9 protein-coding genes are annotated in these 13,250 nt (G+C 50.8%); 6 read left to right on the top strand and 3 right to left on the bottom strand.

Annotation, left to right across the window (positions count from 1 at the left end):
* Positions 1 to 19: 19 nt before the first annotated feature.
* From ACXAFR_RS17885 to ACXAFR_RS17865, 5 genes are all read left to right on the top strand, one after another.
* Positions 20 to 1,615 (top strand): isocitrate lyase, encoded by a 1,596-nt coding sequence (locus ACXAFR_RS17885; protein ID WP_475179163.1) that lies wholly within the window; start codon positions 20 to 22, stop codon positions 1,613 to 1,615.
* 394 nt (positions 1,616 to 2,009) lie between these two features.
* Positions 2,010 to 4,295: a TonB-dependent receptor gene (locus tag ACXAFR_RS17880; protein WP_475179161.1), complete on the top strand. Its 2,286-nt coding sequence runs from the start codon at positions 2,010 to 2,012 to the stop codon at positions 4,293 to 4,295.
* 100 nt (positions 4,296 to 4,395) lie between these two features.
* Complete coding sequence (locus ACXAFR_RS17875; protein WP_475179159.1) at positions 4,396 to 5,511, top strand: nucleoside hydrolase; 1,116 nt, start codon at positions 4,396 to 4,398, stop codon at positions 5,509 to 5,511.
* Positions 5,512 to 5,860: 349 nt separating this feature from the next.
* Positions 5,861 to 7,906, top strand: a complete 2,046-nt coding sequence (locus tag ACXAFR_RS17870; RefSeq protein WP_475179157.1) for a methyl-accepting chemotaxis protein — start codon at positions 5,861 to 5,863, stop codon at positions 7,904 to 7,906.
* Positions 7,907 to 8,039: 133 nt separating this feature from the next.
* Entirely contained in the window at positions 8,040 to 8,501 is a 462-nt protein-coding gene (locus ACXAFR_RS17865; protein ID WP_475179156.1) for a DUF3465 domain-containing protein, read from the top strand.
* A 25-nt stretch (positions 8,502 to 8,526) separates the two neighbouring features.
* On the opposite strand, the gene aqpZ is transcribed toward ACXAFR_RS17865, so the two are convergent.
* On the bottom strand, positions 8,527 to 9,249 hold the full coding sequence (gene aqpZ / locus ACXAFR_RS17860) for an aquaporin Z (RefSeq protein ID WP_475179154.1): 723 nt from the start codon (positions 9,247 to 9,249) through the stop codon (positions 8,527 to 8,529).
* A 191-nt stretch (positions 9,250 to 9,440) separates the two neighbouring features.
* Here aqpZ and ACXAFR_RS17855 point away from each other — a divergent pair, with 191 nt between their 5' ends.
* Positions 9,441 to 11,003: a phospholipase D-like domain-containing protein gene (locus tag ACXAFR_RS17855; RefSeq protein WP_475179153.1), complete on the top strand. Its 1,563-nt coding sequence runs from the start codon at positions 9,441 to 9,443 to the stop codon at positions 11,001 to 11,003.
* Between the two features lie 19 nt (positions 11,004 to 11,022).
* On the opposite strand, the gene ACXAFR_RS17850 is transcribed toward ACXAFR_RS17855, so the two are convergent.
* Entirely contained in the window at positions 11,023 to 12,129 is a 1,107-nt protein-coding gene (locus ACXAFR_RS17850) for an acetamidase/formamidase family protein (RefSeq protein ID WP_475179152.1), read from the bottom strand.
* A gap of 51 nt (positions 12,130 to 12,180) precedes the next feature.
* Positions 12,181 to 13,233: an alkene reductase gene (locus ACXAFR_RS17845; protein ID WP_475179151.1), complete on the bottom strand. Its 1,053-nt coding sequence runs from the start codon at positions 13,231 to 13,233 to the stop codon at positions 12,181 to 12,183.
* Positions 13,234 to 13,250 lie beyond the last annotated feature (17 nt).

Genomic DNA, 13,250 nt, shown 5'->3' with positions numbered 1-13,250 from the left:
TGAGTAGAGATACAAAACTATGAAAACTTATCGCGAACTCATTGACGAAAACTCCAAAACCATTCTCGCGAATGGTGAAACCTGGTCTTCAATTAACCCGGAACACGCTGCACGTATGTTCGTGCAAAACCGTTTCAAAACAGGTTTGGACGTCGCCAAATACACCGCAGGTATCATGCGCAAGGACATGGAGCGTTACGACGCTGACAGCGCGCAATACACTCAATCTCTCGGATGCTGGCACGGATTTATCGGTCAGCAAAAAATGATTTCGATCAAAAAACATTTTAACACGACCGATCGCCGTTACTTGTACCTGTCTGGCTGGATGGTTGCAGCATTGCGCTCAGAGTTCGGTCCTCTGCCTGACCAGTCCATGCACGAGAAAACCGTTGTTTCCGGATTGATCGAAGAACTGTATACATTCCTGCGTCAAGCCGATGCTCGTGAACTGGGCAATCTGTTTCGTCAACTGGACGCAGCTAACGAAGCTGGCAACGCGGCGCAAGCTCAAGAGATAGAAACTAAAATCGATAACTTCGAAACGCACGTTGTCCCCATTATTGCAGACATCGATGCCGGTTTCGGTAACGAAGAAGCCACTTATTTGTTGGCTAAGCAAATGATCGAAGCGGGTGCTTGCTGTATCCAAATCGAAAACCAGGTTTCCGATGAGAAGCAGTGTGGTCACCAAGACGGTAAAGTGACCGTGCCTCACGATGTCTTCCTGGCTAAGATTCGCGCCGTACGTTACGCCTTCCTGGAGCTGGGTATCCCCGATGGTGTTATCGTTGCTCGTACCGATTCTCTGGGTGCTGGCTTGACCAAGCAAATCGCAGTCACCAACGAGCCAGGCGATTTGGGCGACAAGTACAACTCTTTCCTCGACGGCACCTACATTGAAAGCGCTGCTGACATTGAAAACGGTGACGTCGTTGTTAAAGCCAATGGCAAGCTTCTCAAGCCTTCACGTCTGCCTAGCGGCCTGTTCCAGTTCAAGAAAGGCTCTGGTGAAGATCGCGTGGTTCTGGACTGTATCACGTCACTTCAGAACGGCGCTGACCTCCTGTGGATCGAGACTGAGAAGCCACACGTTGGCCAGATTGCCAGCATGGTTAATCGTATTCGCGAAGTGTGTCCAAACGCCAAGCTGGTTTACAACAACTCACCTTCATTCAACTGGACGCTGAACTTCCGCCAGCAAGTTTTCGATGCCTGGAGTGAAGAAGGTCGCGACATGAGCGCATTCAGCCGTGCCGATCTCATGAGCGCTGAATACGACTCTACCGAGCTGGCTCAGGAAGCCGATGTTCGTATCCAGAACTTCCAGAGAGATGCATCTCGTGAAGCGGGTATCTTCCACCACTTGATCACTCTGCCGACCTACCACACTGCGGCTCTGTCTACCGACAACCTGGCTAAGCGTTACTTCGGCGAAGAAGGCATGCTGGGCTATGTTGCTCAGGTACAGCGCCAGGAAATCCGTCAAAGCATTGCGTGTGTTAAGCACCAGGCCATGGCTGGCTCCGACATGGGTGACGATCACAAAGAGTACTTCTCCGGCGACGCGGCTCTTAAAGCCTCCGGAAAAGACAACACCATGAACCAGTTCTAAAGACCAGATAGCCACTTACAGCCCCCGGACCCACCTCCGGTGGGCTGCTTTTTTCAGTCCTCCGCTTTCCCTCCGGCAATCCGATTCAGTCGGGACCGTCTTCCCCCAAGTACGCCCATAGATCAATCACTACCATAACCGACTCGGCACCGATACCACTTGCGAGGCTCGGTGGATTCATGGCCGTAAAACACCAAATTGGGGCACTCAACACACCATATCTGTCCAAATGGTCAACTATTGGGCATAACTCCATCGCGATAGGGCAAGCATCGTAGGCAACGTCCATCTTACAAGCGGCATTAACCAACGTCCTACCGCAAACATTGGGTAAATTACCGGATATCGGCACAAGCCTTGCTCTGGCAGAGCCTGATTGAACTTAAGGAGTCCCATGGTGAAGAAGTATCCCCTCGCAAATCTCATCGAGAAAAGCTGTCTGGCGCTCGCGGCCGCCGGATCCAGCCTGACTATTCAGTCAGCTCTGGCTCAGACCGAAAGTACAGCCAAGCCTGTTCTGGAGACGATTGTGGTGACCGCTGAACGCCGTGAGGCAAATATTCAGGACGTGCCCATTTCCATCACGATGATTGGTGGCGAATATCTGGACGCCATCGCTGTTGGTGGTGGCGACGTGCGTATGCTGGCCAATAAAGCGCCCAGCCTGAACATTGAATCTTCGAACGGCCGCACCTTCCCCCGCTTCTATATTCGCGGCTATGGCAACACCGACTTTTCCAGCTTTGCATCTCAACCAGTGTCTCTGGTCTATGATGACGTCGTTCTGGAAAACCCTGCACTTAAAGGCTTCCCTGCGTTTGATTTGGCTGGTATCGAAGTCTTACGTGGCCCCCAGGGAACCTTGTTTGGCCGCAACACACCGGCCGGCGTGGTTAAATTTAACTCCGCGAAGCCTGTTATTGGCTCCACAGAAGGTTATGTAAACCTATCACTGGCCACCTATATGACATCCAATGTCGAGGGCGCCTTTAATATGCCCATCAACGACGAATGGGCCGCACGATTTTCCCTGCTTTATAACCATCGTGACGACTGGGTCGACAATGACTACATTAATCCCGCCGGCGAAAGCATCAGCGAAAGCGATGCCCTCGGGGGCTACGATGACAGCGCTGGCCGTCTGCAGGTTCTCTACGAGCCCACCGATGGCAGTATGACCGCGCTGTTTAATCTCCACGCCCGCAACATTGACAATGGAACCGCCCGTCTCTTCCGTGCCAACCTTATTGATAAAGGCACCAACAGTACGACGGCCGACTATGATCCAGACCAAATGTACGTGGACGCGGAAAACACACAGTCTTACACCAGCGTCGGCGGTAATGCCCGAATTTCCTGGGACCTAGACCAGTACACGCTTCATTCAATCACCGGTTACGAAAGTGTCACCCACTATTTTACCCGCGGCGACATCGACGGCGGATATGGGGCGGCGTTCGCCGGTTATTCGGGTCCTGATTACATTCCCTTCCCTGTCGAAACGGCGGGCGGACTTGACGATCACGAGCAAATCAGCCAGGAATTGCGCATCGAATCTGACTATGCTGGCGCGTTGAACTGGCAGGCGGGCGTCTTCTATTTTTATGAAGATGTGACTGACGATTCTTTTACCTATGACACCCTGGGCGGCACTCCTGCCACCTGGCAGCAGAGTCGTCAGGAAAATACCGCCTGGGCGGTCTTTGGCTCCGCCACCTATGACGTTTCGGATCGCTTGCAGGTTTCCGCCGGTATCCGCTACACCCACGATGACAAGGACTTCGAATTACCCGTCGCCTCTTCGGATCCAGCGGCAATCACCTATACTCAGAGCGAGACGGCGTCCAAAGTTACCTGGGACGCCAGCGCTCACTATGCACTGACCGATGCCACAGCGCTTTATGCCCGCGTTGCCACAGGCTTCCGGGCGCCGAGTTTTGGCTCACTGTCTGCAACCGATCAAGAAATTACCGTCGCCGATTCTGAAACCATTATCTCTTACGAGACAGGGATTAAAACTGACTTTTGGGACAACCGGGCACGCTTGAATTTCAATATCTACTACTACGAAGTCAGCGATCAGCAACTGACTGCCGTAGGTGGAACGGCCAACGAAACCGCACTGATCAATGCGGACAAAACCATTGGTAAAGGGGCTGAATTCGATTTCGAAGCACTGCTGACCGACAACCTCAAAGTCACCGTTGGTGGCAGCTACAATGACACCGAAATCGATGACGATTCTCTTGCGGTCGCCGGATGTGGCACAGACAGCGATGGCTCGCAACTGTGTACCATTACCGACCCACAACTGGCCAGCGGCCTCTATTCGATCGATGGCAATAGCCTTCCACAGGCGGCTGAATGGATCGGTAATGCGACGCTGCGCTACGGCTACCCCCTTGCCGATGGCTCTGAAATGTACTTCTACTCTGACATCGCCTACACCAGCGAAGTCAGTTTTTTCCTCTATGATTCGAAGGAATTTACCAGCCAGGGATTGTTGGAAACAGGAATGCGTTTAGGCTACTCCTGGGATGGCGGTCAGTATGACGCAGCGCTCTTCTGCCGCAACTGCTCAAACACCACCCGCGTTACCGGCGCAATCGACTTTGATAACCGAACCGGCTTTATCAATGATCCGCGTATCGTCGGAGTTCAGTTTAAAGCGTCTTTCTAATGGCATAGAACGTCGATAAGCTCCCCTAACCGGGAGCTTTTTTTTGCATCAAATTCTGTCCTACCTGGGCACCCTTTTTCTCATTAACATAGACGACACAATGACTTTCAAAACACTTTTACACGCCAGCACACGAACCTTTGTTGCAGCTACCCTGGTCGCCAGCGCAACCCTTGCCTTTGCGGAAAAACGCAAAGTGATTCTCGACGATGACGGCTTCTCCATCGCGCAATACATGGTAATCAAATCGCCTGATGCTGAGGTGCTTGGCGTCACCAGTGTCAGTGGCAACCGCTGGCTGGGCGTAAACGTCGCAACTGCGCTGCGGGGGCTGGAACTGGCCGAACGTACCGATATTCCGGTGATTCCCGGCGCGACTTTTCCCCTCGTAAACACAGAAAAAGCCACAGAGCTCTGGGAAACCCTTTATGGAAGATTAGTTTGGAAAGGCGCCTGGACCAAAGCCCGAGTCGAAGATACGAAAGAAGAGCTCTTGCCCTATCACAGCTGGGACGTCGTACCGGATCTTCCAGAGGGCAACCCAAGCATCAAAGCTGCCGATGAAATCGCGGCCAACTTCCTGATTCGAAAAGTTCGCGAATTTCCTGGAGAAGTCAGCATCATCGCGACGGGTCCGCTGACAAACCTCGCACTGGCGCAAAGCTTGGATCCTGAATTTGCCAGCTTGGCAAAAGAGTTGATTTATATGGGCGGGAGCCTCAATCCACACCAACAATTGGATAGCGTATCCGCATCTCAATACGCTCGCGAATTTGAAAATTCGCCACGTCGCGAATTCAATTTCCGCTTTGATCCGGAAGGGGCTCGAATCGCCCTACGTGCCCCCTGGAAAAAAATTGTAATGGTACCCGTTGATCCATCTACCGGCACTGAACTTCGCAAAGACCTGTTACAAGCAATGGGCCAAGGCGACTCGGAACTTGCGGAAAATATACGAAATCGCGAAGCGGGATTTCCACTTTGGGATGAAATCGCCGCCGCGGTCTGGTTGGATCCTGAGTTGATCGATGAATCCAGTGAACTCTATGTCGATGCCGCCACTGAATTCGGCCCATCTTACGGTGACACCCTATCGTGGGCGCCGGGTTATCAACCGGATCTGGGCGAGCGTCTGCAGACGGTGGTTCGTACCGTTGACGTAAAGGGAATGGAAAAATTGATGATAGACGTTATGTCAGAGTCAGTTCCAAAGTAATTCTTTGGCTTAAATGTATGAGTTTGTGAGCGCAGACTCATACATGGAATTTAGGTATTCTGACCTTATAACAAGAGACGTATCTCATTCAGTCGTGCCGATAAGCTCATATTCTCGAGTAAGTTCCCACGAATACCTTGTGTTGCAAACACGCCGTCATTACATCCTTGTAGGTTCGATGCAGTATCTTTGCTGCATACGATTTGCCAAACAGCGCATTCATTAATTCCGACGGATTGGCAATAAGACAACTCAGACGCCAAGCCACAGCGAATAACCATCATTCGACCTAAACTAGAGGTGTTGGTTTGGATAACCATTCATCTCCGTTTAAAGGTCGACTGCATCAATGCAACGATTTCACCAATTGTCGCTCAGCACACAACTGGTCGTGTCCTTGGCTGTCGTCTGTATCCTCGTATTTGGCTGTTTTACCTACTCCATCTACAAAGTTTCAGCGAAGAGCGCACTCTTCAGCGTCGAAGAGCAGCTCAAGAATGACATTCACCGTCTCGCCTCAGAGTTTTCAGATACCTATAAAATTTTAGAAAGCGAAGGCAAACGGCTTAGTAAGGAATTTCAAAAATTCTTTTTATTTCGAATTATGATCGACAAGTCCGTTACCGTAGAATCCGGATCATTGTCAGCGCCATTAGCAACCAGTATGGGTTATCAGGTTAACAACAACAATCAGTTAGTCGACCAGTTCGCGCAGATTCACGGCCACGATGCTTCAATATTTGTAAGAAACCAAGATTCTTTCGTTCTTGTTAGCACGTCGTTAAAGGACAGCAAAGGTAATCCCCTGACAGATTTAGTCATATCTGAGAATAATCCGTCATACTCAGATGCGTTGAATGGCGCGGAAAGCATCAGTGTTGGAATTCCTTTCTCCGAAAATGTCATAACCTATTATCATCCCATCGTCCGTAAAGAGGAGACCATTGCACTACTAGCCACCAGCATCGACATGTCAGTGCAGTGGGCCTTTTTAAGGCAACAAATGGAAGAATATGTTACGGGTAAAACAGGCTACATTTTTATTTCTTCGCGAAATAAACATGACTATGCCCGATTTGTCTACCATCCTCGCTTCGAGGGGCAGAGTTTAATGGAAACGTTGAGCGATGAAACACGACAAGTCATTGAAAGGATGTTGGTAGAAAGCAACGGAATTCTCAACTATCCGTGGTACAAAGAAAATGGCGAAGTTGCCGACAAAATCGTAGCATTTGAAGAGCTGCCAGGTTGGGGTTGGACTATCGCCGCCGGCAGCTTCGAAGAGGAATACCTCGAACAAAGCCGCTACCTGGGAACCATAATGCTGTTCCTTTCTGGCATTTCCATATTCATTTTTATCGCTCTTGTCGGCGGGCTCGTTACTGTCCAACTTAGACCCCTTAAAAAAATGACTAAGCGGGTTGTCGCACTTGGATCGGGCGATTTGAGTATTGACGCCTCAGGCCACGAATCCAACACACCTATAGAAAGCAAAAATGAAATCCATATTTTGTCGAGAAATTTTCGATCTGCAACACAGCAGCTTCGAACCTTAATAAATTCGATATCCGACAGTTTAAGTACCATTGAGGTGACTCGTGAAACACTGACACAACTGTCTAACAGCAACAGTGAAAATGTACAAAGGCAGCACAGTAAAATCTCTGACGTTGCAGATGCCGTTGCGTTTTCCGGAAAAGGTGCCAAAGAACTGGCTCAAACTGCAGAGGCCGCTGCAAAAAATACCGCCGACACCCACCATCGCGCAGAGGAAGGTGTCGCACTGATCATGATGGTCGATAGCGCCACGAAAGAGCTGGCTATCGCGGTTGATGAAGCCTGCAACACCCTCGATCAAGTTGAAAACGATAAAGAGAATATCACCCGTGTACTTGGCGTCATACGCACAATTGCCGAACAAACTAACTTACTGGCTCTGAATGCTGCGATTGAAGCAGCGAGAGCTGGAGAGCAAGGAAGAGGTTTTGCGGTTGTCGCCGATCAAGTGAGACAATTGGCGCAAAACTCTCAAACCTCAGCAGGTGAAATCTGCGGCATGATTGACGGGCTTGAAATGAACACACAAAAAGCCGTGAATCAGATGGTGTCCAGCAAAGCCAGCGTGGCTCAAGGCGTAACGCTTACGGAAAGTATCAGTGCTCGCTTTGATCAAATTCTCTTGCTGATTCGCGATACAGAAAAAAACAATGCCAACATCGCAAATGTTGCCAACAGTCAGCTTCAGTCTGCAAATGCTATCAGCGAAAGCCTAGAAGAAATCAATCAGCTCAGTACTGAAACGGCACTAGGTGGTTCAAAATTATCTCAAGCAGGCACAGAACTGCAGCAAGCCGTCGTTCGTCTGCGAAGTGATGTCGGTCAATTCAAACTCTAAAAACTGCTCGTTTACATCAGCATTGATGCACTTTTTGTCATCTAACACTTCCCATCGCAACCCCACACCAGTATTCTTGCGCCCTGCCATCTGACGCACAGCTCAACATCCGACACGTACGACGTTATTTGCTATGCCAAAAAATAAATGGATCAGCCTGCTCATTTTAATTGCGATCGCGCTGTTCGGCGGCGAACAAGCAGGTCTGCTTGATGAAATTCGAGAAGAGCTATCCGGCGAACACAAAGCGGCTGTCGAGCATACCGCTAAAGTGCTTGAACAAGCCTTTGCAAACCGCACCAGCGATCTACAAATTCAAGGGAGTGGGACCGTAGCCAGAGTTCTCTCCGATGACAACCAAGGCAGCCGTCATCAGAGATTTATTTTGGATATCAGCCCAGACTTAACCGTATTGGTAGCGCACAATATCGACTTGGCACCGAGGTTACCGGATCTGCAAGCCGGCGACCGAGTCTCATTCTTCGGCGAGTACGAATGGAACGACCGGGGCGGCGTCATCCATTGGACTCACCACGATCCAGCCAACCGCCACGAAGACGGCTGGTTGGAACTCGATGGCAAACGCTATCAGTAATCGAACGTCTGTCGCAACGCCCGTATTACACAGCGGCGGCCGCAGGTCTTCCTGTCGGTTCGGGCTTTTCACTGCCAATAACTTTGTAGACTAATGCGCCGATGACAGCACCGATCAGTGGCGCCACCCAGAATAACCACAACTGACTGATCGCTGCACCTCCTGCGTAAACTGCGACGCCAGTGCTTCTCGCTGGGTTAACTGAGGTATTGGTCACCGGAATGCTAATCAGATGAATCAGGGTTAAACACAGACCAATCGCAATAGGCGCAAAACCCTCCGGTGCTCTTTTATCGGTCGCCCCTAGAATGACCAACAAGAACATCATCGTCATCACCACTTCGGTTACCAAGGCCGACAGTAAACTGTAACCACCTGGTGACGCCTCACCATAGCCGTTGGTTGCGAAACCTGCTGCCAGCGTAAAATCTGCTTTTCCCGTCGCGATCACAAACAGTATTCCACCAGCAACCAACCCACCGGCGACCTGCGCGCCAATATAAGGCAACAACTCTTTTGACGGAAAGCGCCCGGCAGCCCAGAGCCCTATCGATACAGCGGGGTTTAAATGGCAGCCGGAAATATGACCAATGGCGAATGCCATCGTGAGAACAGTTAAACCAAACGCCAGGGAAACACCCAGCAATCCAATCCCGACATCGGGAAACGCAGCCGCCAGAACTGCACTGCCGCAACCACCGAGAACCAACCAGAAAGTACCAAAAAACTCCGCACCGTATTTTTCCATAATGCAATCCTTTCACTGGAGGAAAAAGTCTGTTCTACGTCGCTACTTGAAAAGAAAAGTATACATTTGGAATCTGGCAATCACGAAATGAAGGGAATGCCAAAAGCATCTTCTTCGCAATTCACTCGAGCAAATAGGCGGCTGACTGAGTAGTATGGGAATGTCACCAAACGCTCCATGAGGCGTCATTGATGAGAAAGGAATCTCTGCGAAAGTATCTTAAAGCTGCCTGTCTACTGTTGGCTGTCACCTTCGTCCTTAATCTGGGGGGCTGCTCAACGCTGGATTTTCCGACAAAAACGGAACTTACCCGCCACATTGATGATAACGACCGTCGCAGTACTCGCATCTATAAGGCAACGACATCCACACTGAAGATGGATGACGACAGCTCAGCCCTGTTTCCACTGGCCAATGGATTAGATGCACTGGGCGTCAGGCTGCTGGCCCTTGAGAGGGCTGAAAAAAGCATCGACATTCAAAGTTTTCTGATGAAAGACGACGCCTCCAGCTACGCCATCGCTAACGGAATGCTGCATGCAGCCGATCGGGGTGTGCGAGTTCGCTTTTTATTAGACGATGTATTCACAACGACAACTGCAAAAGATCTCTTACTGCTGGATCAACACCCAAACATCGAAGTCAGGATGTTCAATCCCCTGTCCCGTACTGGCAGCAAATGGCTCAACTACCTTGGCGATTATCACGCCGCCAACCGCCGCATGCACAACAAGTCGTTTACCGTAGACAATACCTTGACGATTGTCGGAGGACGCAATCTGGCCGATGAATACTTCCAACTGAATCAGAACAGTCTGTTTACGGATTTTGATTTTCTCGCCTTAGGTGAAATTGCCCAAGATGTGTCTGTCGTTTTTGACGACTTCTGGAACCACCCCCGCTCACTGCCGATCAAAACGTTTCTGGAAGCAGACTTAAAATGGGATCTGAATGCAGCGCGAACGTTTTACCGGTCTGCTTTGGATGACAACAACAGCCGACTGTATCAACAGGCCAGTCAGAGCCAGCTCTTTCAACAATTCCTAGCGGGCGACATGGTACCTAAAACCGCAGATGTACAAGTGATCGCGGACGACCCCTACACTCTTTTTCGTCCATCCACGCGCAAATCTCAAGCTTCTGATATGGCCGTCACACGGGAATTTGTGCGCATGATCGATCAAGCTCAGACGGAAGTCTTTCTCATCTCCCCCTATTTTATTCCAGGCGATGCCGGTATGGAGGTTATCCGAAGCGCGAGAGATCGCGGCGTAAAAATTACGGTTGTAACGAATTCGTTGGCATCCAACAATCACCTCACCGCTCACGGCAGCTACGCTCCTTATCGCACAGAACTCTTGAAAGCCGGCGTACATCTGTTCGAAGTTCGCGCATCAGCCACCGATCAACTGCCAGGAGGCTTTACCGACAGCATCACGCTGCATACCAAAATTGCCTTCTTCGACCAAAAGCGGGTATTTGCAGGCTCATTGAATCTCGATCCCCGCTCTTACGCCATCAATACGGAAATGGGATTATTAGTGAACAGTGCCGCCATCACTGAAAAACTGCAGAGAGATGCAGAAAATCTGCTCGATAACTTTACGTATCGATTAGAGCTTCGGGATGGGCAGATTCAGTGGACGAAGAATGCAGATCAGAGGGCCGTCATCTATACAAAAGATCCGGATACCCATTGGCTAAGACGACGGCTTGCGTGCTTGGCTCGCATAGCCCCTGAAAGCCAGATGTGAACACGATCGCAAAACATGCTTATTGCGCAAAGATCGCCTCGGGAATCACCATTGACACGGTATAGTTGGGGGCATCCACCACGTTACCGATACGCAAGTCCCCTGCCACGCTGCAAATGACATACGCCTGCAATGCGGAAAAACCCCGCTCCTGTAGCAGCTCGATCATATGGGTTGCAGCATTACGACACGCCAGTAGCAGGTTCTCAGTGTCTTGTTCGCCATCCGCAGTGATGGGATATCCCATCACACCGATAAATCGATCCTGAAGCTGCTTCTGCGCTGGCGACAGAAAACTGTCATGGTAGAAAACAGGTCCCTGAAAAGATCTCTTTGCAAACGCGCCTTTGTGAATTTTAAAGCGCACCAGTGCGGTGGCACCGATTTCAATAGCGGTGACACACACCTCGCCGTCACCCTGGGAAAAATGACCGTCCCCCAGCGAAAACAGAGCACCGTCGACAAACACGGGCAACACCAAACGTGAGCCTGCTGTTAGTTGTTTGACATCAAAGTTACCACCGTTTTCTCGCGGCGGAATCGTACGCAAACCGTGCAGCGCACACGCGCCATGAGGGACGGAACTGTGAGCATCCGGCGGTGATGCAACACCGCCACGGTCGATGAGTCGTTGCTCGCGAGCCGTCCAGCGTTGCACATAGCTTATGGATGGTGCTGTGGCCGCAATCCCCATAAAAGGATCGCCCGGAATTCTGACTCCTGGGATCTGTGGCGATGATGCCCAGCCATTTTCAATGTTCCAGTGAACTAAAAAATGTTCTCGGAAATTTTCCTGCAGAAGCCCCAAACCGGGAAAAACTCCGGTCAATCCGGTGGGTTCAGAAATCACGTCAAGAAATTCGACCTCCAAGCCATCACCGGGTACTGCGCCTTCAATATGAATGGGTCCGGTCAGAGGATGCACACGCCCCACATCCAGCTGTTCCAACGCGGACGATGGATCACCAAATTGAATCTGACCATCGTAAGCGTCCAGGGTTTCGATAAGAACGTCTTCCCCAGGCTTGACCGTCAAGGTCGGTGTTAGGTCTGGGTGGAACCGGTTATGGCCCACCTCAGGTTGTTCTGCCAACGACTTTTGCCGATTTACTTTGATCCGATGCATAGCAGCTCTCTCAGGCGGCGCTAAGGTCAGAATAACGCCGCCAATCAGGCATTAATATAACGCGGGATAGTCAATGTACCCTTTCGCACCACTGCCGTAAAAGGTGCCGAAATCCGGATCGTTAAGTGCGGCCCCCGTCTGAAAGCGGTAGACAAGATCAGGATTGGCAATAAACGCTTTCCCAAAACCAATGGCATCCGCCTGACCGGATGACAACACCGCTTCAGCTTTTTCTAAATCGAAATTTTCATTGGCGATGGTCACACCACCAAACTTCTCTTTCATCATCGGCGTCAATGGCGGTTGATCAAAATTCTCACGGGTATAAATAAAGGCGACTTTGCGCTGACCCAGTTGTTGAGCCACATAGCCGAACGTCTCGGCAGGATTGGCGTCACCCATGGTATGGGTATCGCACCGGGGCGCCAGATGCACGCCGACTCGACCAGGGCCCCAGACGCCAATCACCGCATCCGTTACCTCAAGCAGCAGTCGGGCTCGATTTTCCAAACTACCACCATACTGATCGGTACGCAGATTGGTCGTCGACTGTAGAAACTGATCTAACAGATACCCATTGGCACCATGCACTTCGACGCCATCAAAACCTGCTTTTAGCGCATTTTCAGCCCCCTTTCGATAGGCTTCTACCACTCCAGGAATTTCTTCCGTGGTCAGAGCTCTCGGGATTTCATAGCCACGCATTGGTCGAACCAAAGAGACATGGCCCTGTGCGGCTATGGCGCTCGGTGCGACAGGACGCTGACCATCCAGGTAGAGACTGCTGGAAATGCGCCCAACATGCCACAATTGGAGAAAAATACGCCCTCCGACGGCATGCACCGCATCGGTAATATGACGCCATCCAGCCACTTGCTCATCGGACCAGATCCCAGGCGTATCTGGGTAACCCACGCCCATAGGATCTACCGAGGTCGCTTCCGTCACGATCAATCCTGCACTGGCTCGCTGACAATAGTAGGTCGCCATCATCGCATTTGGCACTCGCCCTGCCGATGCGCGACAGCGGGTTAACGGCGCCATGATCATACGGTTGGGTAACATCAACTCACCCAAAGGCAAGGGTTGAAACAACTTCGACATAACTTACTCCAAAAACA

The organism is Pseudomaricurvus sp. ABR4_320, from assembly GCF_056159445.1.
The sequence above is the reverse complement of the archived record's forward strand: the minus strand, read 5'-3'. Positions and strand labels throughout refer to the sequence as shown.

What these genes read in the sequence shown, in the direction of transcription:
- ACXAFR_RS17885 (WP_475179163.1), top strand. Translation starts at nt 20, where the DNA reads ATGAAAACTTATCGCGAACTCATTGACGAAAACTCCAAAACCATTCTC.
- ACXAFR_RS17880 (WP_475179161.1), top strand. Translation starts at nt 2,010, where the DNA reads ATGGTGAAGAAGTATCCCCTCGCAAATCTCATCGAGAAAAGCTGTCTG.
- ACXAFR_RS17875 (WP_475179159.1), top strand. Translation starts at nt 4,396, where the DNA reads ATGACTTTCAAAACACTTTTACACGCCAGCACACGAACCTTTGTTGCA.
- ACXAFR_RS17870 (WP_475179157.1), top strand. Translation starts at nt 5,861, where the DNA reads ATGCAACGATTTCACCAATTGTCGCTCAGCACACAACTGGTCGTGTCC.
- ACXAFR_RS17865 (WP_475179156.1), top strand. Translation starts at nt 8,040, where the DNA reads ATGCCAAAAAATAAATGGATCAGCCTGCTCATTTTAATTGCGATCGCG.
- aqpZ (WP_475179154.1), bottom strand. Translation starts at nt 9,249, where the DNA reads ATGGAAAAATACGGTGCGGAGTTTTTTGGTACTTTCTGGTTGGTTCTC.
- ACXAFR_RS17855 (WP_475179153.1), top strand. Translation starts at nt 9,441, where the DNA reads ATGAGAAAGGAATCTCTGCGAAAGTATCTTAAAGCTGCCTGTCTACTG.
- ACXAFR_RS17850 (WP_475179152.1), bottom strand. Translation starts at nt 12,129, where the DNA reads ATGCATCGGATCAAAGTAAATCGGCAAAAGTCGTTGGCAGAACAACCT.
- ACXAFR_RS17845 (WP_475179151.1), bottom strand. Translation starts at nt 13,233, where the DNA reads ATGTCGAAGTTGTTTCAACCCTTGCCTTTGGGTGAGTTGATGTTACCC.